Below are 23,811 nucleotides of genomic sequence, written 5' to 3' on the forward strand. Positions count from 1 at the left end.
AAACTATAAATTGTGTACTACGGATGTAGTGTTAGATGGAGAAATTGTAACTAGATCAGTAAGAACCTATAAGAATGTATTAGATAGATTTGCTCAATACTGTAAAGATAATAAATTATCTCAAAAAGATTCTATAGCAATTGCATTAATTGATTTTATGAAAAGATAGAGATTTCAATACCACATCAAATTGATACATAATATATATATACTGGAGGTGAAGGTACATTTTTACCTTTACCTCCAGTATTTAGGTATATAGTATTTAATAGTATTTAATAGTATTTAGGTAAGCCATAAAGTAGCTATTTTACTAAGTTTATGTTATGTAAAAGCTACAGATTGATACTTAAAAGCTACAGATTGATACTTAAGGGCTACAGATTGATACCATTAAAAGCTACAGATTGATACTTAAAGGCTACAGATTGATACTATTAAAAAGAGTAATAAAGCCAAACAATACATTTAAGCTACAAAAAAATGATAATGCAGTCAAAAGCTACATAAAACAAAAAAAGTAGTTGAAAGTGTAAAAGATAAGACTTAAAATAATAAGTATAATTATTATTTTAAGGAGTTAAGTAAATGGGGGAAAAAGATTTAAAATTAGTAAATACACCAAATAATATAGCTAAAGGTAGGATAGAAATAGATGCTCAAATTAATAAGATATACTATAATATCCTTAACAATATACAAAGAGATAATAAAGAGCTTATTATAAAAACTAAAAAGGGTGAGCCACTAACTCAGGAACAAGAAGAAATATTAAACAAGCTAGATACAATGGGTAATTTAAGTTGTAGAATTTCAAGAGAGGAATTAGCAAATATACTACAAAGAAAAAATGATAGAACTAAAGAGGAAATAGATAAAAGATTTAACGCTTTACAGACAGCTATATTTAAATTTACTACAGGTGAAAAAAGTAGTACAATGGTACAGCTTATTGGAGCAGTAGACGAGGACGATAATGGTTATACGGTTAATTTAGATGCTAAACTTTATAAATACCTATTTTATAATGTTAATGTAGGTTATACACCTATAAATCTAGCTACATTATTCAGATTAACGGGTCAATACGCTCAGGCTTTATATGTATTATTAAGGAGTTGGACTGGTACTAAAAAGAAAGAGATAGAATTTACTATAGATGAACTTAGAGAATATTTTAAAATAGGTGATAAATATAAAGCTTATAAAAACTTTAAAGCTAGGGTGATTATACAAGCTATAGATGAAATTAATAAAACTGGATCTATGATTATTGAGGACTTTAAAGAGGTTAAAAAAGGACGTAGTATAAACAGTATTATATTTATAGTAAATGACTTAGAGCCTAGACAGGTACAAGGGGATAAAAAATCTTTAGAGATAATATCTCCACAAACTCTATTACAGCCTCAAGAGCCTATAGAATGGGTTAATGGAATTATGGTAGCAGATAAAAGAACTTACAATACTTTAGAAGCTATGTATGGAGAAATTAAGCATGGATTAGGTAAAAATATACTTAAAGAAGCATACTTGAAGTTCATTAGGAAAGATAAAAATTGCAATACTGTTATTGATGCAAAAGGAATAAGTTTTTATATTTTATTAGCTGAAGAATTATTTAAAGTACATGAAAAAAGATTGTTAGAAGATAATTGCAATCAAGATTTTATAGATAATATGGAGATTTATTCGAATTAATATATTATAAAATTGATAAAAAAATGAGTAATATACAAATTATTACTCATTTTTTTTTATATAATCAGAAAGTTTACCAAGAACTTTACCAGATATATGAACATCAATAGGGTTATATGTTTGAACTTTATGTAATGGGTTACTACTTTGAGGAATTAAGGCAATTTCATTAGGGTAAAAATGAACTTTTTTACAAGTTGCTTCCTCATTAATTATGGCAATAATAATATCATCATTATTAACTAAAGTGGTACTTTCTATTAAGATTAACTCACCAGGAGAATATAATTTATTCATACTATCTCCTTTTACTTTAAGAATAAAGTACTCTTTAGAAGGGCATAGCAGTTTAGAAGGAATATTAAAACTATCTAGTATTTCTTCATAAGCATAACAAGGATTACCAGCAGATACTTTTCCTATAAGGTCTATTGATCTATATTCATTCTTTGTTTCTTTGGATTTAAACTTAATAATATTAGGTGAAATTTCATCACTAATTTCTACATCTTGATTATTGTAAAGATTTATATGCTTAATTAAGCTATCAATTTCTTTAATTTTTTTAGGTATTTCATTATTAAGGAGAGATAAGTATCTCTTTTTCTTTTTCTCCAATTCTAATAAGAGATTTTTATGCAAATCTGAATTAATATATTCAACTTTTTCATTATAATCAATATCGTTTAAAAGTTTATTTTGAATATCTCTTAAAAATTTAGTATCATTACTAAGATTTTCAGTTAAAAGCTTATCTATTTCAACATTAAGAAAATCAGAAATTTTTATTAAAGCATCTATACCAGGCTCTCGGCGACCATTTTCATAGTTAGAATAGGAACTAGGATTTAATTTTAAATAATTTGCTATTTCTTTTTGGCTGATATTTAAAGAACTTCTTATATATCTTAGATTTTCACAAAAATAATTCTTTTTCAAAAAAATTACCCCTTTCTATCAATAGCATAATAGTAAAATAGCGAAAAATACAGAAAAAATTCAATATGAAAATAATAATAAAAAATAATACAATAATAAAACTTTTCATATTGACAAAATTATTTGATATTGATATTATTAAAATAAATAAGACAAAAAAATGTAAGTATAAAATTAAATTTGTCCAACCAAATGGGTTGGGACAACTATATCTAAATAAGGGGTGTTCATTTTGGTATTGGATTTGAGAGATAAAATTATTATTGAAAAGTTATATTCAAATGGAGTAGATGCTAAGGAAATTTCTCGAAGAATTGGAAAGAGTGTTGATGCCATTAGGAAATACATACAAAGAAATTTAAAAGAGTTAAAAGAAAAACATGAATTTGAAAGAGAAAGAACAAAAGAGGTTTTGAGAAAAACTAGGTGGGAGTGTTCGCAAGAAATTTCAAATATAAATTTCTTTAAAGGTAATAGATCTATTTATAAACAAGCAAAAAATGGAGACTTGATAATAGACAAAAATGTGGCTCCAGTAGTTACATTCGATACACCTACAAGAATTACTAAATTACAATAAACTTGTTATAATGTTGTTAAGGACGTAAGATAAATAAATTAAATATGGTAGATAATTAATATAAAATAGGGAGAAAAGTGTCCTCAACGGACACAAATTTATGAGGAGGAATTAACTTATGAATTTTGAAAAAATCAAGGAAATGTTAAAAAATAGGAAAGTACAAATAATAGCTGGAACAGTAGCAGGAGTTTTAGTATTAACATTAGCTGGAACAATGCTATTAAATAATAAGAATGTAGAAAATAAAAATATTGCTATAGAGAAAGACAATAAGAAAGATGTTAATAAAGATAATAAGGATGCAAAGGAGAAATTAGAAGAATTAAAAAAGACAGATACATCTAATCTATCAGATGAAGAAAAAAAGGATTTAAAAAATAAAATTGCAGAAGCAGAAAAGAAAGTAGCTGATGATAATAATAGCAGCTCAACTGAAGAAGTTGCTTCAGGTACATCAAGTTCGGATTCAAATAGTACAAGCAGTAAAAATGATTCAACTGAAAATAATAGTATAAATAACAACAATAATAATGGTACAGTTCAAAATAAGCCTAATGATAATAACACAAGTGATTCGAATAAACACACTCATAACTGGAATCCAATTACTAGTACAATACATCATGAAGAACAAGGACACTACGAGAATATTTTAGTTAGTGAAGCATGGACAGAAGAAGTTCCAATTTATGAAGAACAAGCAAGGAGTATTTGCAATGGTTGTGGTGCTGATATAACTGGTAATACTACAGAACACAATAGAAATCATGTGTTAAATGGAGAAAAAGGCGGTTATCATGTAGAGTATATAGAAGTTCAAGTAGGAACTAATAAAATAACTCACGATGCTGTATATGAAAATAAATGGGTTGTTGATAAAGCAGCTTGGGATGAAACAGTTACTACAGGTTATAAATGTTCTTGTGGGGCAACTAAATAGTTTACAAATATTTTAATAGTATTTAAATTATAGATACTTCGTATGAGGGAGCTTATTTTTTATAGAACTTTATTTTTAGTGGATTTATTATTAGTTAATTTGAAAACACCTATTAATTTAGGTGTTTTTTTAATACAAAAATTATGTAACATAAAGAACTTCAACTATTAAAGATAGTTGGGGTTTTTTAATTGCATAATTTAAATGATTGATAGGGGGGATAAAAAATAATTGTGAATTTTTAACTACAATAAAATGTTAAGGAGGGAAGTTTTTTGAGAAAACTTAAAAGAATTTTAAGTTTAGTTCTAACTAGTTGCATCTTTATAGGAATGGGTAGTGATATAAAAGCACAAGCACAAACTGTAGAAGAAGTTGCTAAGTTAGAAATCAAAGTTAATGGTAAAGGTACTGTTATTGTTGATGATGGCTATTCAAAATATTCTTTAGAAGATAAGGATGTATTAAGAGCTAATGCAACTGTAAATAGTGATTTGAAATTAACAGTAACTCCTAATGATGGCTATTTAATAGCTTCTGTAAGTGGGGTTGATTCTCAAGCTGGAGAAAGTGGAAACAGTAGAATATATGATGTTAGTACAAAATCTGAGGGTACTTTTATTGATGTAAACTTTGAAAAAGAAACTAAAGAAGAAGTTAATAATGAAATTAAAGAAGAAACTAAAGATGAAGTAAAAGAAGAAAAAGAAGATAATAATAAATCGGAAATTTCTAATGATATTGAAAAAGAACTTACAGAGGAAATTATTATAAATAAATATAATGATGGAATTAAGATGGAAGCAAATTTAATAGAAGCTAGAAAGAAGTTAGCAACTGAGAAAAACTTATTAGATCAGGTTGATGAAAACTTCTTTTTAACTGAAGAATATCTTTCTAATAAATCTAGTGCTGATTTAATGGATAAAGGTGTACTTATACTATTAAACTCATTAACTAATGATGAAATAAAGGAATTTTTAACTGAAAACAATAGTAATGATGAATTTATTATTAGACAAAGTTTAGTTGAAAGCAGACTTTTTAAGAAAGATTTAATTAGTAATAGATTTTCTCTTTTTAATACAAGGGAAACATTAGTAGTTGGAAATAGAGGAGCAATAACAGAATACTATAATGGATATGCACATACAGCTCCATTATTATCTATTAATGGAAAACAAGCTTTTTGTGTAATGTTTGAAATGAAAGATCCATCTAGTGGAACTATTGCTACCAATAAAAGATTAGCAAATAATGAGATGTTAAGAAAAATTCTTTATTATGGGTACAATGGTCCTGGAACTAGTAGTATATCAAGTTCGTGGTCTAGTAATCAAAATTTACTTATGATTGCAACTACTCAAGCAGCTTCAAAAGCTAATGGTCATGCATCATATAGTTTAGGAAATGACTTTTACAATTATGTTAGTGGACTAGCAACACCACCAAGTGGCTTCAAGGCATATATAGTAACTACTAATGGTGGAGCTACTCAAGATTTAGCATATTGGGAATTTGAACAAAAAGGTAGCTTACAAATTTCTAAAGAATCAGCAGATCCATCAATAACAAATGGAAACAGTTATTATTCATTGGTTGGTGCTGAGTATGGAGTATATAGAAATTCTAATGCTACTGGGAAGGTTGCTACTCTTGTAATTGGTAGTAATAACTACTCACAAGTAGTTGATTTAGATGCAGGACCTTATTATATCAAAGAAACTAAGGCTCCAAAGGGATATTCTTTAGATAAAACTATTTATCCGGTTACAATAAATGCTGGTAGTAAAACGACTAAGACATTTAAAGATAAACCTCAAGCTGACCCCGTTGGTATTTTACTTAGAAAAGTAGATAAGGATACTGGGGCTAATAAACCTCAAGGAACTGGAAGTCTTACTGATGCTCAATTTACTTTTAAATTCTATTCGGGAGAATATGCTGATGGAGTTAATCCAGCTGATTTAGGTAAATCGCCTACAAGAACTTGGGTTATGAAAACAGATGAATATGGATATTCAGAATTAAATGAGTCTTATAAGGTATCGGGAGATCCATTATATTATATTCCAGGTAACCCTGATCCTATGTTACCTTTAGGTACTGTAACAATTCAAGAAACAAAAGCTACAGTAGGGTACAAGATAAACAAAGAAGTATTTGTAGTTAGAATAACTCCTAATGGTGATGCTGATAATGTTAATACTTATAATGAGCCTATTATAAAAGAAGATTCTTTAAATTTTGTTATAAAAAAGGTTCAAAGTGGAACTTCAACTTTAATACCTAATGCTAAATTTAGACATACTAAGCCTGATGGTAGTATAGAAGAATTAAAAACGGGATCAAATGGGGAATTAATCATTAGAGGTTTAACTCAAGGAACTCATAAAATAGTTGAAATTGAAGCTCCTGAAGGCTATGAAGTAAATAGAAATGAATTTGTATTTGAGGTTAAGTCAGATAACACTATAAAAGTTATTTCTAATACTACAAGTATGGGTATGAGTTATTCAACTTTTGAAGGTGATGGAATTTTAACTGTAAATGATGATGTTAAGCCATTTAGTATAAGATTAACAAAAGTTAATGATAAAGGAGCAATTCTTGAAGGGGCAGAGTTCACTTTATATTCAGATAGTGCTTGTAATAATGCTATAGAAACTCAAGTAAGTGATGGAAATGGTAATCTTAAATTTAAAAATTTAAGACCAGGAACAAGATATTATATGAAAGAAACAAAAGCTCCTGAAGGTTATAGAATACCAGTAGATATTTTTGGAAGAGTTCATGTTTATGAAATATATGCAGAATCAACACCAGTTAATAATGTATTTAATTATTATATAGATGGAGTTAAATACACATCAAACGATACTGATTCAAGTAAAGATGTATATTTAGCTGGAACTAAAGATGATAGAGAAGTCAATATGAAGGTTGTAAATATAATAGGTATGAAGTTACCTAAAACGGGTTCATGGTTAATGATACCTATATTATTAGTTGGAGTAGGATTAATGTCTTATTCAGTTTTTTCAAGCAAAAAGAAAATAAAAGGAGATAAAGGGGAATAGGGTAATGATAAGCAAGAAAACAAGAAAAATATTTAGTTCAGTATTATTGGCTGGAATAATAATGGGTCAAATGAGTTCAATAAATGCTTTTGCTGATGAAAATACACAAAGTATAGTAGATGTAAAGGCTGAAGTAGGAACTCCTGGTGGAGTAGCAAATTTAGGACGAGGAAGTGCACAAATAACTATTTCAGGAAATATGGGACAAACTTTAGTAGGGAAAAAATTTAATGTGTACAAGCTATTTGATGCTGAAAATTCAGCTAAATTAGAATCAATTAATTATACAATAAATCCTACTTATAAAACTCCATTACAAAATGTAGTAGGTAAGAAATTAAATAAAGCAGCAGCTCAAGTAACTGAATATGAAATAATTGATTATATTCAATCTTTAAATACTAATAAGGTTGAAGGTGCTAATGCAGATCAAACTTTAGAAGGTAGATATAGTGATTTCAGATACTTTGTAGAAGAATTAAGAGATGAAATTAAGAAATTAAACATTAAAGGTGATGTTGTTAATGTTAGTGAAACTAAAGCTGATAATAGCATAGTTATTTCAGGATTAGACTATGGTTATTATGTTGTTGATGAAGTAACTGCTGTAGGAGATACTCATTCAGCAAGTTCACTTTGTATGGTTAATACTGCTAATCCAAATGCAGATGTTCAAATAAAATCTGATTATCCTTCCGTAACTAAGAAGATACAAGAAGATGATAATAAAGACGGTATAGGTAATAATGGTTGGAATGATATAGGGGATTATGAAATAGGTCAAACAGTTCCTTATAAGTTTGAATCCAATGTACCTAATATGAATGGATATGATACTTATTACTATGCTTGGCATGACAAGATGGATGAAGCTTTAACATTTAAGAAAGATACAGTATCAATCGTTATTGAAGGAAAAAATAAGCACTATACATTAAATCCAAGTGAATTTAATATAGTTGAGAATCCAGGAAACGGAGAAACATTTAAAGTAGAAATATTAGATTTAAAAGCTATAGTAGATAGAGAATTTAATAATAAAAATGCTTTAGATGAAAATGAATATGGACAAAATGTTGTTTTAAGATTTGATGCAACTTTAAACGATAATGCTGCTAACGATACTGGTAGACCAGGATTTGAAAATGATGTTAAGTTAGAGTTTTCAAATAATCCTGATGGAGATGGAAATGGCTCAACTGGAGAAACTCCTTGGGATACTGTAGTATGCTTCACATTTAAGATAAATGGGTTAAAAGTTAATGACCATAACTTAGAGCTTGAAGGAGCTAAATTTAGATTATACTCTGATAAAGATTGTAAAAATGAAGTATATGTAAAAAAATCTCCTGATGGATATATAGTAATAAATAGAGATAGCATTGGTGGAACTGACCATACCGGTGGTACTAAACCTCAAGATGCTGTAGAAATGGTTTCAAATGCAGATGGTGTATTTAACATAATTGGATTAGATCAAGGAACATATTGGCTTAAAGAAACAGATGCACCTGATGGATATAGACCATTATTAGATCCAATAGAAATTAATGTAGTGCCAACTTATACAACTGATAGAAATAACTATATTAAGGGTGATGGAGCTACTGACAAAACATTAAAGACTTTAGAAGCAACTGCTAAGATTAAGTCATTCTATTCTGGAATATTTAATACTGAAGATTTAAATTTAACTACGGATTTAAATGAAGGTTCAATGAACTTAACAGTAGTGAATAAAGTTGGAACTAAGCTACCTATAACTGGTTCACCAATGACTTTATTAATGGTTAGCTTAGGAACTGGAATTATGACTTACTCAATTAGAAGAAAGAAAAACTAATATATAGATAGGTAAAATTGTTATGGGAAAGAATAATATATTAAAAAAATTAAGTTTTTTATTAGGATTAATATTATGTTCTTACCCTTTAGTTAGTGGGATAGTTCAGCAACAGGCTCAAAAAGGAACTGTTGCTACCTATCAACAGATGATAGAAAATTCATCAACTGCTTCTATTGAAGATACATTAACAAAGGCTAATGAGTATAATGAAGTTTTATTTAACTCGCTTACTTCAGTAAGTAGCGATAAAATTAGTGTTTTAAGTGAAGAAAGTTATAATGAAATATTAAATATAGGTAATGGAATAATGGGAAGTATAGAAATACCTAGTATTAATGTCAACTTACCTATTTATCATGGGACTAGTGATGAAGTGTTGTCTGTTGGTGTAGGGCATCTTAACGGAACAAGTTTACCTATAGGTGGAATTAATACAAAGAGTATATTAACAGCTCATAGGGGACTGCCTAGTGCTAAGTTATTTACAAGACTAGATGAATTAGTAGAAGGTGATTTATTTTTTATAAGAGTATTAAATGAAACATTAGCTTATAAAGTTAATGATATACAAGTAATAGATCCTGAAGATGTTGCAGGATTAGAAATTGAAGAAGGAAAAGATTTAGTTTCTCTTATAACTTGTACTCCGTATGGGTTAAATACTCATAGACTTGTTGTAACTGGTGAAAGAACTGAATATGAACCAGCTATATATGAAAATATAGAAAGTAAAAATATGTCTATTAGAGAAGTTGTATTTTTAGCAATTCCTTTTGTATTTTTAACAATAATTCTTGGAAGGAGGATTAAGAGTGCTAGGAAAAAAGCTTAAAGTCTTGGTATCAACATTAATATTATTAAGCATACCAATTAGCGTTATGGCTTCACCAAGGGCGATAATTGGTGATTCAGTAGTCATTGACAAAGGAGATGGAAGTGTAGTAATTCCACCAAGCGATGTACTGGATGAAATGCTAAATTCTGAAAGCTCTTTATTGAATAAGGGAAGTATAACAATAAAATTAGCAGATGCGAAAAATAATCAAAGTAAAGAAGGAGTTGAATTTTCAATATCTAAGATAGCAGATATTGAAGATGGACTTTATAAAGTAAAAGAAGATTATAAAAGCGTTGAAGTTGATTTAAATAATATAAAAACTGCTAATGATTTAGAATTAGCAGCCGAGTTATTTAAGAAGGTAGCAAAAACAGATAATCTAATGAAAACCAATGCTAATGGTGAATGTAATATAGATGATTTAGATGTGGGGGTATATTTAGTATATGCTAAGAATATAGCAAATTACGATAATATAACTCCTTTTATAGTTTCGATTCCTTCATGGAATGAAAAAGATAAATCTATGTCTTATGATATACAAGTAATACCTAAACATACTGAAATAGTGAAAAAAGAAAAGCCTAAAGTTCCAGCTACAGCATATGATGGAAATTCAATTTATCTAGCTTTAGGAAGCATAGGTTTAATAGGTAGTGCAACTTTATTTTTTAATGCAAGAAAGAAGGAGTAACTTTGAAAAAGATAGTAGCAAGTGTTTTATTAGTAATTTCTATAATATTTCTATTTAAAGGCTTTACAGATTGGAAATATAGACTATCTAATAAAGTAAATAATGATAGTATTCGAGAGTTGGCAACTAGCGAAAATGAGGAAGATCCATTAAATAGAATTATAGATTTTCAAAAATTAAAATCTATAAATAAGGATGTAGTAGCATGGATATACATTCCTGGAACAAAAGTTGATTATCCAATATTAGTAGGCGAAAGTGATGAAGAGTATTTGTATAAAAATATAAATAAAGAGTATACCCCCCTAGGCTCTTTATTTGGCTTTAATGGTACAAACTTTACAAAGGGGAATACATTTATATTCGGGCATAACATGGCTAGTAGTCAAATGTTTGGTGAACTTAGAAAATACTTATCTTCAGATTTTTTAGAAGAACATAGATATATTTACTTATATACAGAAAGAAAAGCTATGAAATGTGATATATTTTCAATCTTTATTGCTAATGAAAGTGATGATGTGTTTAGTGGTCAATATGAACTTGGTACTGTAGAATATATAGATTTACTTTCAGAATTAGTTAATAGAAATAAGTATAGTAATAATAACTTAGAAAAGAATATTATTGAATATTCAACTACACAAGTTTTTAATCTAATAACTTGCTACGGTGGAGAAGGTACTCCCGATAGATTACTTGTTAATGGAATAGTTGTAGAAGAAAAAATAAGATAAATAAAAAAGGTGTTCCTTGGGGACACCTTTTAATTATTAAGTAAATTAACTAAAGCAAATATTTCGATACTTATTTTAGTTAGTTTATAAAAGATAATTTTAAAGGAGGGAGCATATGTGAAAGGGAAAAATCCAACTAGGAAACAAAAAATTATTATAAAAGAAAATAAGTTAAATCCTGATAATTGGTTAGTGTTAAAAGTTTTCAAAGATAGTATTTGTATTCAACATAAAGTAAGTAAAAAAATTAGGGAGGTATAAATGCAAAGAAATATGCTAGATTGGATAAATAATTATATAGATAAGAAAAAGAAAGAGGGAGAAAAGTTTATTAATAAAATAAATCTTAAAGGAAAAAGTAGATATTAAATTTAAAAGTTATAAATTATTAAAAGAAATGGGTGAGAATTATGATGTTTATGAGTGCAATAGTAATAGTAGGGTTAGTAGGTGGATTCGCATGTGTTTCTTGTGTTATTGTAGGTGCGAGATCAGAGAAAAAGATTTAAAAAAGTGTTCCCGAAGGACATATTTTTTGAAGGAATGATATTGTTATGAGAGGAATTATTATTTTTTTATTAGTTTTAATGAGTTTATTAGTTACAATATTTATTTATGTATTGTGGATAATTGAAGTAACTAGAAAAGAAATGATAGAAAGAGAAAAAGTTATAGATAATTAAAAAAGATGTTCCCTGGGGACATCTTTTGTTATGGAGGTACGAAATGGAGAGTAATACAATTTCAATAGGAGTAAGATTAACTAGGGAAACATTAATCGATTTAGAAAGATATATAGTAAGCAAAGGACTACATAGATATAGAATAAAACCAGCACAAGTAGCAACATTTATTGTAAAAGATTGGTTGGAAAATCCAGTTTTAGATAAATCTAAATTAATATATGGAAGAATTAAGGATGAGCCTAAAGTAAGTAGAGTAACAGTAAAACTTTTAGAAGAAGAAAATATTAAGCTTTATGAAATATATGTTAAAGAATATATAAGAGAATGTTCATCTGTTAATGTGCTGATATACAATGTAATTTTACAATTCTTAGAAAATGAAGGGACATTATCTGTATTAAATGGGCTAATGTAAATATATAAGACCAAATGGAATATTAAGTAACGGAGCAAAGCGAGTAAGTTAATGTGGAATGCGGTAGCCACTTAAAGAGTTCCCAGGGAACACTTTTTATAAGGGAGGGATGATTTATGGAATATAAAATATACAGAAGTGTATGCGATATTATAGACTATCTTTATAAGGAGAATAAGGATGAATATAAAAAATTTTATATAAAGATAATTCCTAAAGAGATGAAAAGTATTCATGGTAGATATTTTTGTAATAAGAAATTAATAGAAGTATTTAATTTATCAAGACCTTATAATCATATAATTACAACTATATTGCATGAAGTAGCACACCATATTGATTATTGTAATAGAGAAAAGAGTGATCATACAAAAATATTTTATGAGGAATTTTATAATCTTATAATAGGAGCTTTAGAATTAAAAATAATATCTAAAAATGATATTATTACAGAAACAGATTCAGCAGATAAAGATAGATTGGAAAAATACTTTGGGAATATTGAAAATTGGAATATAGAAGAAGCTGAATATAAAAAAGGTATGAAAATTATAAAAGTAAGCAATAGTTTTTCAATAAAAGAGTATTTGAAAAATAGAGATTATAAATATTCTAAATTAGAGCAGTTATGGTTTAAGGAGATAGAAGTTGATAATCTTCAAGAAGAAATGAATTTATTAAAGAACATAATACATGAAGAAAATATAAAAGTAATAGATAGCAAAGATTTAGAAATTGAAGCTATTTATTATATAGTAGTTTTAAATTCGTATAATTATAGAGATATATTAAAAGAAAATGGATATATTTATAACGGTTATGGAATAGGTAATAAGTCTTGGAATAAGAAGATAAAAGCTAATGAGTTAGATAAGGAAAAAGAATTATTAAATAGATTAGATGGAGTTAATATAAAAATTATTAACAAAGAATTGAAAGTAAAAGGAAATTAAAATGTTAAAAGCAAGGACTTTGTAAAAGGGATTACAAGCAGTACCAGGAAGGTGCAAATTTACAAAAGGATCTTTGTTAGTCTAGGGGGAGTAATCCCCCAATTTATAAATTTGATTAGATTGTTAGTTATATAGATTGAAAATTATAAATATAGGAGTTAAATTTTTGTTATGCTAATATTGAATATTTTTAAGTCATTTATATATTCGTTTATAATTTCTATTCCTTTTACTTTAGGAATAGTTATTTTTATGGTAAGAGAACCAGGTAAAAAAACAATAGAAATGCTAAGAAAAGAGTGGGATGTATGGTTGGTATTATTTATTAATTTTATTTTAAGTGCAGTTTTAACAATAATAATATTTTTAAGTGCATTCATAAGTTGTCATAGAGAAAGTCATATTAAATCAGAAGTTATTTCTGAAACCGAAAAAGAAATAGTTAGTTTAAACATAAAAAGTAGTGTTAATGGAGATATAAATGGTAGTTTTTTCGTTGGTATTGGTGGTATAAGTGGAGATATTGATGATGAAGAGTATTATTATTTTTATACAAAAACTGATAATAAATATAAACTAGAAAAAGCTTTAGCAAAAGATATTGAGCTGATTGAATATGATGGGACACCAAAGATTGTACATAAAGAAATTAAAACATCTGAAATAGGAAATAGTTCAAATGGAGCTTTAGCAAATTTTTTAAAATTAGACTTTAATGATGAGTGGGTAATGGGATTTCCTCAAAAAAGTAAAGAAACAACAATATATATTCCTAAGAATAGCATTATTACTGGTTTTAATCCCAATATAGAATAGAATGTGTGTTTTCATAAATATTGTATATAAACATTATGGCTTTAATGAAGGTTTTTGAATTTATTACGCATTAATGAATGAAGAAAAATTATGAAATGAGGGTAAGTGATGAATATTAAAAAGAATGTTTGGTTTATTGCTATTATAATTATTGAAATTATAAAGCTTATTAGTGTAGTAACCTTTATAACGCCACGAGCTGAAGGGGCTGAATCAAATTATATTAATGAAATAGTTTATTACTTAGTTATGGTTATATTCCAAATAATCCTTATTATCATCAATTGTTTGGAAAGTAAAGAAAAAATTAAAAATCAACTTAATTAATTTGAAATGCAAATATAAGCAGAAATAAAAGGTGTTCCCGAAGGACACCTTTTTAATATAAATATTTTAAAGTAAAAGAGCTTCTGAAAGGCAATAGCCAAGAAGTTCTTTTTTTATTGAAAGGAGGTGGTGTTTATGGCTGGAGAAAAGCTTGATAAGGACATAAAAGAAATAGCGGTATCCATAATCGAGGTTACTGGAAAAACATATGAAGAATGGCTAAATGAACAGCACACAAAGGTTATCTTTGCAAACTCAAAGCTATTAAAGGAAAGCTTAAATTTAAGAAAAGAAATGAGTGATTAGTTCATTGGAAATTAAAATACGAGGACTTTCAAAAGCAGCAGTTTCAAGTATTGATGAAAAGGCAAAAAATCTAGGATATAAAAGTAGAAATGAGTTTCTAAAAGTATATTTAGAAAGGGAATTTCTATTACTAGATAAGATAAAAGAACATGATAGTCAGTACAACATATTATTTGAAAAAATGCTAAAGCAATTAGAATATAACACTTTAGTGTTAGATAAGTTTTGTAATGAAAATTTAATTGATTTAGAAGAAACAATAAAAAAAGATAGATTGTAGGAGGAATAAAAATGGATGTTATACAACAATTAGTAAATATGGGGAATGAAGTTATTAGTTGGATGCAACTTTTAGGGATACCAGCTTCAGCAATAGCTTTCGGTGTTGGTGGTTTCCAACAAATATTTGGTGGAGCAGAAGGATTAAGAAAAGCTAAACCTTGGTATATAGGTGGAGCAATAGGACTTATATTTATACTAGGAGCTTCAGCTATCGCTTCATTCTTAAAGATGAAGATAACATTTTAAATAAGGGGAAGTATAAGCTTCCCCTTTAAGAATAAAGGGTGATTAAATGAAATTTATTAAAGATATAAAGAATGAGCTTCAAAGTTTATTGGAAGAAAAAGAAGCTAATAAAGAAATGAAGTTGATTAGAAGAATTGCTGATAAAAAAATGCTTTCATCAGCAATAATAATAATATTTATTTTAGTAACTTTATTTGTGAATCTTATTTCAAACTCAATTGATGGTTTATTTTTATTAGCAACTGGGTTAGAAAAAAGGTTTAATTTAATTTGGAATATATTAATGCCTAATTTATCATATCCATTACTTTATTTATTGGCATATGTCCTAACTGAAGTAGTTTTATTTAAATTAGTGTTTAATATAAAAGCTTCATTTAAAGATATAAGAGATGGACAAAAGGGAAATAGTAGATTTGCAACTTTAGATGAAATAAAAGAACAATATAGGGCAGTAGATGAAGTGGAAAGTGATAAGGAACGTTTAAATGGAGGATATGAAGGGCGTGGAGGGGTTATTGTAAGTAGATATAAAGATAAGATTTTTATAGATGATAGCCCAACTAATAACTTGATAATAGGTACTACTAGAAGTGGTAAAGGGGAGTTGTTTATATTTCCAACTATAGATTTATATTCAAGGGCGGGTATAAAGCCATCACTTGTGGTAAACGATCCTAAAGGAGAACTTTATAGTGCATCAAAGGAAATATTAGAAAATAGAGGATATAGAGTTGAAATATTAAATTTATTAAAACCTATGAACTCAATGAGTTATAATCCTTTGCAATTAATAATAGATGCATATAAACAAAAAGATTATAGTACAGCTCAAAGTTTGGTTAAGACATTAACTTATACATTGTATTATAAACCAGGTGTTAAAGATCCATTTTGGCAAACATCGGCTATGAGTTTGGTTAATGCTTTAATTTTAGCAGTTTGTGATGAATGTATTAAAAGTGGAGAGTTACAAAAAATAACGCTTTATACAGTAGCAAATATGTTATCAGAATTAGGTTCTAAAGATGATGTAACTGGAAAAAATGAGCTTGATAAATATTTTGAAGGATTGGATAGTAAGTCTGTTGCTAAAATGCAATATGCAACATCTAATTTCTCTAAGGGTACAACTAGGGGAGGAATATTTGCTACTGCAATGTCAGAGTTACAAATATTCACTATGGATGAAATAGCAAAATTAACATCAAAAAATTCTATTAATTTAAAAGATATAGGATTTACCAGCAATGATGATAGACCTTTAGCGTTATTTATGGTTACACCTGATTATGATTGTTCAAATCATGTTATATCTAGTATTTTTGTAAGACAATTATATTATGTTTTATCAAAAGAAGCTTCATTAAGACCAGGTGGAAAATGCGATAGAGAAGTAGTATTTTTACTAGATGAATTTGGAAATATGCCAGTTATAGAAGGTATGGCTAATATAGTAACTGTTTGTTTAGGAAGAAATATAAGATTCAATTTAGTTATTCAAGCAATATCTCAATTAAAAAAATTATATGGTGATGATTATAAGACTATACTTGGTAATTGCTCCAATAAGTTTTATATATTCACTAATGAAGTGGAAACGGCTGAAGAATTTTCAAAACTTTTAGGTGATAAGACTATTGTTACTTATTCAAGAAGTGGAGAAATTTTTGATATGACAAAACATCAAACTGAAAGTGTAGATGCTAGAAAAATATTAACAGTAGATGAATTAATGCACTTGGAAGAAGGAGAAATAGTTATTGCTAGGGGTACTAAAAGAAGGGATTTAAATGGTAACAAGATTAGACCATATCCTATATTTAATACTGCTGATCATACTCTTAAATATAGGTATGAATATTTAGGAGAATTTTTTGATAATACTAAAAATCTTATAAATGAAAAAGTTGAAACTTTACATAGTGATGTAAATCTTGAAGATTTATTGCTATATAGAAATATAAAAAATAAAGAGCCTTTAGTACAAAGTATGGTAAGAGAAAAAGGGATTGAAGATGCTAAAATTAGTAAAAATGAAAAGCTTAAAGATATTTTGGTAAATGAAATACTAACAATAGATGAAGTTTCAGATATAAATAAGAAAATTGAAATGACTGTTGATGAAGAAGTTACTTTAGAAGTTGATTTTAATATGAGATGGTCAGAAGTTAAAGAGATTTTAAATGAATATTACAATGACTATGATATAGAGGATTTAAAAAAATATATAGATAAAGGAGAACTTAGACTAAAAAGTAATAGAGTGGGGTGATTGAGTATTGGAGATATTAGAAAAATTAATGCAGAATAATATCCTTGAAATGGCTGATATAATTAGCAACTGTATTAGATGGGTATTGTGGAAGATAGTAACGTTATTATCGTTATTAGTTAATAGTATAGAGAAGGCTGTAACTAAAATTTACAATATAAATGGATTCTTTAATTCTCCTGAAGTAACTGCCTTAATAGATAAGTATAAACCGTTAGTATGGGTTATTCTTGCTATATCAATAGGAATATTAGGGTTTAAGATAATGTTTAATAGAAAGCAGAATAGAGGTGAATTGCCATCTAACATTTTATTTTCTATTCTTATTCTAGTATTATTACCAACTTTAATGACAAAGCTAGATAACATGACAAGTATAGCAGTTAATGATGTTGCAAGTGAATATACAAGTTCAGCAAATGAGTTAATTAAAAACAATATATATGATTTATATTATTTAGATTCTAATGGATTTGACTTAAATAATAAAAATAATATAAAGTCTAGTGAAATACTTACAGTAGCCGAAAATGAAACTATAGATTTAGATGAAGTTAATAATAAAGCTGTTTTAGGAAAGAAAATTAAATTTGATAAGAATGGGAATAAAAAGCTTGAAGATTTAGAGACAGGATGGTTTAAAATTGATGAAAAATATTATAGATATGGAATAGATTTTTTACCTATAATAGTTACTTTAGGAGCTATGGGAATAACTCTTATTTGCATTGGATTAAAAGTAGCAAGATTAATATTTGAATTAGCATTTAATAAGTTACTTGCAACTCTTTTCGCTTTTGCTGATATTGGAGATGGCAAAAAGTTAAAGGAAATAATAAAACATATATTTTCAATGTTTATAGTTATATTTTCAACTGCAATAATGACAAAATTATACGTTATATTTAGTTCTTGGTTAGGTACAAGCCTAGGAAATGCTGGACTAAGTGCTAATGGAGTAGCAAAAATGATTGTACTTGTTGGAGGAAGTATAGCTGTTATAGATGGTCCTAATATCATAGAAAGAATATTAGGAATTGATGCGGGATTAAAGAATGGTTGGTCAGCAGTTATGGCTGGATATGGTTTAAGTAAGGGAACTATGAATGGTCTAAGCTCATTATCAGAAGGAGTTAAGAGTTTAGGAAAGGCTACTGCATTAGGTACAAGTATGGGAGCAGGAGCATTGAGTGGTATGTTTGGTAAAGATAAGAATAGCAATATTATTAATGATGATGATAATACAGATAAGAATAATAATGATAAGAATAATGTAAGTAACAATGATATAGAACAAGATATGAAAAATTCAGATAGCAATAAAAATGAGAATCCTAATGTTGCTGATAATAAGTCAAAAGAACCAGGAAATAATGAAAAAGTTAATAATGATAATATTAGTAACATAGAGGACGAAATGAATAGATCTAAGAATAGAAATTCAAATAATATTGTTGACAATAAAGATATTGATAGCTTAAAAGATAGTAATAAAAATGGTGATTTAAACAGTATCGAAGAAGAAATGAATAGAGCTAAAAATTCAAATCCGAATAATGATACTGACAATAATAAGGCTATTCCTAATGATATTAATTCAAAGAATATGAAAGATATTAATAGAAATAGAGATAATAATATGAATGTCAATAATATTGAAGAAGAAATGAACAAAAATAAAAATATAAATCCAAATAATGATATTGCTAATAAGAATATAGATACTCCTAAAGATATTAATAACCCTAAATATAATAATGATATTGAAGGAGATATGCAACAAATAAAAGGAATAAACACTAATAAGAGTAACTTAGATAGTGTAACACCTAAAGATAGTTTAAATGAAGAAATGAGCGATAATAAGGGCATAAACCCTAATAGGGGTAACTTAGATGGGGTAAGACCTAAAGGTAGCTTAAATGATGAAATGAGCGATAATAAGGGCATAAACCCTAATAAGGGTAACTTAGATGGGGTAAGACCTAAAGGTAGCTTAAATGATGAAATGAGCGATAATAAGAGCATAAACACTAATAAGGGCAACTTAGATGGATTAAGACCTAAAGGTGGTTTAAATGATGAAATAAGCGATAATAAAGACATAAATCCTAATAGAAGTAATGTAGATAGTGTAAGACCTAAAGATTCCTTAAATACAGAAATAGGAAAGAGTAAAGATTCAAATTCTACTAATTCAGATAATATTAATTCTAAAAATGGATTTGAAAATATTAGACCAAAAGAAACTGACAATACTTCTAACTCAAAATTGGATAATTCAAATAATAAAAAAAGAGAAGAAAATTTAGTTGGAAAAATGGAAAATAGGACTATTGGTGAGTATGCAAAAGATAAAGTTAAATCATCAAAATTTATTGATGATTTAAATAGATCATATAACTTAGGAAAAAACTCAACTAATAAGTGGAATATAAAACGTAAGAAAAATAAAATTTAAATAAGGTAGGTGAAATTTATGTATGTATTACCAAAGGAAATTTCATCATCAATGAAATTTACTAAGAGTTTATATTTGTTTGATATAGTTTTTGTAGGTTCTGTATTAATTATAGCCTGGGCATTAAGTTCCCTGGTATATACCCCATTAATTGTACCTTACTATTTATTTATGTTTACTATTTCTATTATATTAACTAGTAAGAGTAGCATAAATCCTGAAAAAAGAAAATTTCAAAGTATATATTATGCTTTAATAAGAAATAAAAAAGCTTATGCTAGAGAATAGATAGGTGTCCCTCAAGGACACCTTTTTGATTGGAGGATTTTATGGCAATAAAAAAATTTGAAAATATAAATATAAAAAAGGATATAAAGAAAGAAAAGGTAAAATTAACCAAGGAAGAAAAGAAGTTATTAAAGGAAAAAAAGAAGCTAAAGAAAAAAGAGCTTAAAGAAATAAGAAAAGAAGATAAAAAGGTTTTACTAACAACTAAAGAGTTATTGCCTTTTAAAGATGCAGATGATGATGATAGTATAATAACCAAAATGGGACATATTGATATATTTCAAATAGATAGTAAAGATATATATTCATTAAATGAGATTGAAAGAAAAATGCACATATATAGTTTCGTATCATTTTTACGAGGATATGTATATGATTTTAAACTTATATCAATGAAGTTTCCTGTAAATACATTAAAGCAGCAGAGATTTTTAGAAAAGAAGTTAAAAGAATGTGATAATGAGATTTATGCTAATTTCTTAAAAGAGAAATTAGATCAATTAATATTCCTTGAAGAAAATAGACAAAATAAAGAGTTTTATATAATGATTTTTATTAAAGATACTGATAATAAGGAAGAAGTTAAGGGATTATTATTAAGGAATCAAAATATAGCAATCCAATTAAAACCTTTAGATATTGAAAAGAAACTTAAAATATTGTTCAAGTTAAATAATCCTAATACAAAACTTATGTAAGAATGTGCAAAAAACAATATAGGTAATTTGAAATTAGATACTAAGCTTAAAAATTTAGTATCTTTTTATTTTTTTAATTTTAGGAGGAAAGAGAATGGGATTAAGAAAAAATATAGAATATAACCCATACCTTTTAACAGCAATTCAGCCAGTTGGTGGTGTGAGTTTTTCGGAAAGAGCTATTATCAAGGGTGATGGGTACGAATCTTGTATAAGAATATATGAATTTAAAACACAAGTTAATGATTATTGGTTAGAAGATTTATTGAATTTTGAAGATGTAACAACAACAATAGATGTTTCAACAGAAAATCAAGATAAGATATTAGAAAAAATTAATAGGTCTATTACAGAGCAGATTACAAGAGCTGGTGATGCTCCAAGCAATATTGACAGAATAAAAGCTACATCAGAGATTAGTAAATTACAAGCATTAGTAGAAGATATTACTCAAAATGAGGAAATAATAAAACTTGTAACTGTAAGATATTATGTATCAGCTTTAACTTTAGAAGAGTTAGACATAAAGATTAAAGATATATTAATTAGGTTGCAAAACTTAGGATATAGGGGTGCAGTTTGTATTAATGAGCAAGAATATGAATGGCAGTCATTATTTTCAAGTGCAACAGAACAAACATATTATACAAATAAGAGAGTAGGAAAGCCATTACCTTCAATATTTTTAGGTGGTGGCTATCCTTTTCACTTTACAGAACTTAATGATCCAACGGGAAAGTATTTAGGTAGAACTTATACTGGTGGAAATGTTTTATATGATATTTTTACTAGGAATGATTATAGAAAATCATTTAATGCTTTAATAGTAGGGCTTATGGGTTCGGGAAAATCAACTTTGTTAAAAAAGTTGATGATGGATAATGCAATAGTAAATAACACAATTAGGGTTTTAGATATATCAGGGGAATTTAAGACTTTAGTAGAAGCTTTAGGAGGTAAAGTAATAGCGTTAGATGGGACAGACGGTATTATAAATCCATTACAGATATTCGCAACAGTAGTTGATGAAGAAACAAATGAGGTATTAGAAGAACAAAGTTATATGCTTCATTTAAGTAAAGTTTCAATGTTATATCAATTCATTTCTCCGACAGCAGAGCAATCAGAAATAAGAGAATTTGAAAGACTTTTAAGTGATTTCTATAGAAGTTATGGAATTGATAGAAAAAAAGCTACTACTTATGAAATTACAGAATATCCAATAATGGAGCAGTTATTGGAATATACGAAAAATGAACTTTATGAAGATGTGGAGAGAGCAATTATAAAGAAGAACCTAACTTCAACAAAGCAAGAGAGATTAGAGTTAATAATATTAAATATTGAAAGTATGGTAAGAGATTATGGAACTCTTTTCAATGGACATTCATCTATAAGTAATTTTGATGATGAACAAATAGTAAGTTTTGCAGTTAAAAACTTAACTCAATTTGATAAAAGAATATTCAATGCTCAAACATTTAACATAATGACATTACTATGGAATAATGCTTTAAAACAAGGACTTCCAGCTAAGAAGTTATATGATGATGGAAAGATTAGTTTTGAAGATAGTAAAAAGTATTTTCTTTTAATTGATGAAGCTCATAAGTTCATAAATTCCAATAATATTATGGCAGTTGATTATTTAATTTCTTTTGAAAGAGAAGCAAGAAAATACTTTGCAGGACTTATATTTGCAACTCAAAGTATTAGAGATGTTGTTCCTGAAAATGCAGAGAGTGAAGCATTACAAAAGATAAAAACTCTTTTTGAATTAACTCAATATAAGTTTATCATGCAACAAGATAATAATTCTAAAAAGGCTTTAATGGATATTTTTGATGGTCAATTAACAGAGAGTGAAATTGAAGGAGTACCTTTCTTTAGAAAAGGTGAATGTATATTAGCAATCAATGGATTTAAAAATATAAAGTTCAGAATAGAGGTTACAAGTAAAGAATTAGATTTATTTAAAGGTGGTGCTTAGTATGAAATTTAAAAAATTAATAATAGCTTTTTTTATATTAATAGGAGTTTTATCAGTAATATTTGTAGGAAAAGATTTAATTCATGATATAAAAAATAAACAAGAATATTCAAATAATCTTGAAGAAAAGCCTAATGAAAATTCTAATAATTCTAATGAAGAAAGTGAGAGCATTTATGACTTAGATAAAGAACTAGATAAGTCAGATAAGGAAAATAATTTTATGGAAGAAGATATTGTTGTAGAAAAAGGATTTAAAAGCACAATATCAAATGGAAGTTCAGATGAAGAAATTAAAAAGAATAATAACCTTCTTAATGAAAGCAAATTTTCCTTAAAGGAAAGAATTAAAGCAAAAAATGTAGCTGAAAATTTTGTACAAGCCATAGAAAGTTTTGACATAGAGAAGCCAAAAGAAACAGTAGAATTAGCAGTTAAATATGTTGCAGATGAATTAAAACCAGAGGTAGAAGCGTTATATATGTATCTTGGTAAAAATCAAGATATTAAGAAAAAAGTAATTGAAGAAGTACAGTCATATGAGAAAGAAAATGAATATGAGAATGATTATATTTTATTTGATGTTTATGTTAAATGGAATGTAGTTGACCAATACGATCAAGTAGCAAATTCAGGAAGAAGTTCATATGAAGTTAAACTATTAAAGATCAATGATAAGTATAAAGTAGTTAGTTACAGAGTTATATAAA

General features: G+C 27.3%; 24 protein-coding genes. 23 read left to right on the forward strand and 1 reads right to left on the reverse strand.

What is annotated here, in order from left to right:
- Positions 1–588 precede the first annotated feature (588 nt).
- Complete coding sequence (locus tag J7M87_RS17525) at positions 589–1,701, forward strand: replication initiation protein (RefSeq protein ID WP_291653064.1); 1,113 nt, start codon at positions 589–591, stop codon at positions 1,699–1,701.
- Positions 1,702–1,743: 42 nt separating this feature from the next.
- Here J7M87_RS17525 and J7M87_RS17530 read toward each other — a convergent pair whose 3' ends face one another.
- Positions 1,744–2,640: a S24 family peptidase gene (locus J7M87_RS17530; protein WP_291653066.1), complete on the reverse strand. Its 897-nt coding sequence runs from the start codon at positions 2,638–2,640 to the stop codon at positions 1,744–1,746.
- Positions 2,641–2,872: 232 nt separating this feature from the next.
- Here J7M87_RS17530 and J7M87_RS17535 point away from each other — a divergent pair, with 232 nt between their 5' ends.
- From J7M87_RS17535 to J7M87_RS17640, 22 genes are all read left to right on the forward strand, one after another.
- Complete coding sequence (locus tag J7M87_RS17535) at positions 2,873–3,220, forward strand: DNA-binding response regulator (RefSeq protein WP_291653069.1); 348 nt, start codon at positions 2,873–2,875, stop codon at positions 3,218–3,220.
- A 118-nt stretch (positions 3,221–3,338) separates the two neighbouring features.
- Entirely contained in the window at positions 3,339–4,163 is an 825-nt protein-coding gene (locus J7M87_RS17540; RefSeq protein WP_291653071.1) for a hypothetical protein, read from the forward strand.
- Between the two features lie 275 nt (positions 4,164–4,438).
- Positions 4,439–7,243 (forward strand): SpaA isopeptide-forming pilin-related protein, encoded by a 2,805-nt coding sequence (locus J7M87_RS17545; RefSeq protein WP_291653074.1) that lies wholly within the window; start codon positions 4,439–4,441, stop codon positions 7,241–7,243.
- A 4-nt stretch (positions 7,244–7,247) separates the two neighbouring features.
- Positions 7,248–9,086, forward strand: a complete 1,839-nt coding sequence (locus tag J7M87_RS17550; RefSeq protein WP_291653077.1) for an isopeptide-forming domain-containing fimbrial protein — start codon at positions 7,248–7,250, stop codon at positions 9,084–9,086.
- Positions 9,087–9,108: 22 nt separating this feature from the next.
- Positions 9,109–9,921, forward strand: a complete 813-nt coding sequence (locus tag J7M87_RS17555) for a class C sortase (RefSeq protein WP_291653079.1) — start codon at positions 9,109–9,111, stop codon at positions 9,919–9,921.
- Positions 9,902–10,621: a hypothetical protein gene (locus J7M87_RS17560; protein WP_291653081.1), complete on the forward strand. Its 720-nt coding sequence runs from the start codon at positions 9,902–9,904 to the stop codon at positions 10,619–10,621. The genes J7M87_RS17555 and J7M87_RS17560 overlap by 20 nt, the downstream gene beginning before the upstream one ends.
- 2 nt (positions 10,622–10,623) lie before the next feature.
- A complete protein-coding gene (locus J7M87_RS17565; protein ID WP_291653084.1) occupies positions 10,624–11,358 on the forward strand; it encodes a class B sortase in 735 nt (244 codons plus the stop codon).
- A 117-nt stretch (positions 11,359–11,475) separates the two neighbouring features.
- Complete coding sequence (locus tag J7M87_RS17570; RefSeq protein ID WP_291653086.1) at positions 11,476–11,619, forward strand: hypothetical protein; 144 nt, start codon at positions 11,476–11,478, stop codon at positions 11,617–11,619.
- Between the two features lie 293 nt (positions 11,620–11,912).
- On the forward strand, positions 11,913–12,041 hold the full coding sequence (locus J7M87_RS17575) for a hypothetical protein (protein ID WP_291653087.1): 129 nt from the start codon (positions 11,913–11,915) through the stop codon (positions 12,039–12,041).
- A 43-nt stretch (positions 12,042–12,084) separates the two neighbouring features.
- A complete protein-coding gene (locus J7M87_RS17580; RefSeq protein ID WP_291653090.1) occupies positions 12,085–12,459 on the forward strand; it encodes a hypothetical protein in 375 nt (124 codons plus the stop codon).
- Between the two features lie 116 nt (positions 12,460–12,575).
- The gene (locus tag J7M87_RS17585) at positions 12,576–13,412 is read left to right on the forward strand and encodes a hypothetical protein (protein WP_291653092.1); all 837 of its coding nucleotides are present in this window, start codon (positions 12,576–12,578) and stop codon (positions 13,410–13,412) included.
- A gap of 171 nt (positions 13,413–13,583) precedes the next feature.
- A complete protein-coding gene (locus tag J7M87_RS17590; protein ID WP_291653094.1) occupies positions 13,584–14,228 on the forward strand; it encodes a hypothetical protein in 645 nt (214 codons plus the stop codon).
- Positions 14,229–14,336: 108 nt separating this feature from the next.
- Complete coding sequence (locus J7M87_RS17595) at positions 14,337–14,555, forward strand: hypothetical protein (RefSeq protein ID WP_291653096.1); 219 nt, start codon at positions 14,337–14,339, stop codon at positions 14,553–14,555.
- Between the two features lie 135 nt (positions 14,556–14,690).
- Positions 14,691–14,861 (forward strand): hypothetical protein, encoded by a 171-nt coding sequence (locus tag J7M87_RS17600; RefSeq protein WP_186860781.1) that lies wholly within the window; start codon positions 14,691–14,693, stop codon positions 14,859–14,861.
- Positions 14,862–14,865: 4 nt separating this feature from the next.
- The gene (locus J7M87_RS17605) at positions 14,866–15,141 is read left to right on the forward strand and encodes a hypothetical protein (protein WP_291653098.1); all 276 of its coding nucleotides are present in this window, start codon (positions 14,866–14,868) and stop codon (positions 15,139–15,141) included.
- An 11-nt stretch (positions 15,142–15,152) separates the two neighbouring features.
- The gene (locus tag J7M87_RS17610; protein ID WP_186860783.1) at positions 15,153–15,389 is read left to right on the forward strand and encodes a hypothetical protein; all 237 of its coding nucleotides are present in this window, start codon (positions 15,153–15,155) and stop codon (positions 15,387–15,389) included.
- Positions 15,390–15,435: 46 nt separating this feature from the next.
- Positions 15,436–17,664: a VirD4-like conjugal transfer protein, CD1115 family gene (locus tag J7M87_RS17615; RefSeq protein WP_291653101.1), complete on the forward strand. Its 2,229-nt coding sequence runs from the start codon at positions 15,436–15,438 to the stop codon at positions 17,662–17,664.
- A 7-nt stretch (positions 17,665–17,671) separates the two neighbouring features.
- Positions 17,672–20,125, forward strand: a complete 2,454-nt coding sequence (locus J7M87_RS17620; protein WP_291653103.1) for a pLS20_p028 family conjugation system transmembrane protein — start codon at positions 17,672–17,674, stop codon at positions 20,123–20,125.
- Between the two features lie 18 nt (positions 20,126–20,143).
- Positions 20,144–20,413, forward strand: coding sequence for a DUF5592 family protein (locus J7M87_RS17625; protein WP_291653105.1), 270 nt, complete (start codon positions 20,144–20,146; stop codon positions 20,411–20,413).
- A gap of 41 nt (positions 20,414–20,454) precedes the next feature.
- Positions 20,455–21,111, forward strand: coding sequence for a hypothetical protein (locus J7M87_RS17630; RefSeq protein WP_291653107.1), 657 nt, complete (start codon positions 20,455–20,457; stop codon positions 21,109–21,111).
- Between the two features lie 94 nt (positions 21,112–21,205).
- On the forward strand, positions 21,206–23,101 hold the full coding sequence (locus J7M87_RS17635) for an ATP-binding protein (RefSeq protein ID WP_291653109.1): 1,896 nt from the start codon (positions 21,206–21,208) through the stop codon (positions 23,099–23,101).
- A gap of 1 nt (position 23,102) precedes the next feature.
- On the forward strand, positions 23,103–23,810 hold the full coding sequence (locus J7M87_RS17640; RefSeq protein ID WP_291653111.1) for a hypothetical protein: 708 nt from the start codon (positions 23,103–23,105) through the stop codon (positions 23,808–23,810).
- Position 23,811: the final 1 nt, after the last annotated feature.

Origin of the sequence: Clostridium sp. (assembly GCF_017888565.1) — a bacterium.
Lineage (GTDB): Bacteria > Bacillota > Clostridia > Clostridiales > Clostridiaceae > Clostridium.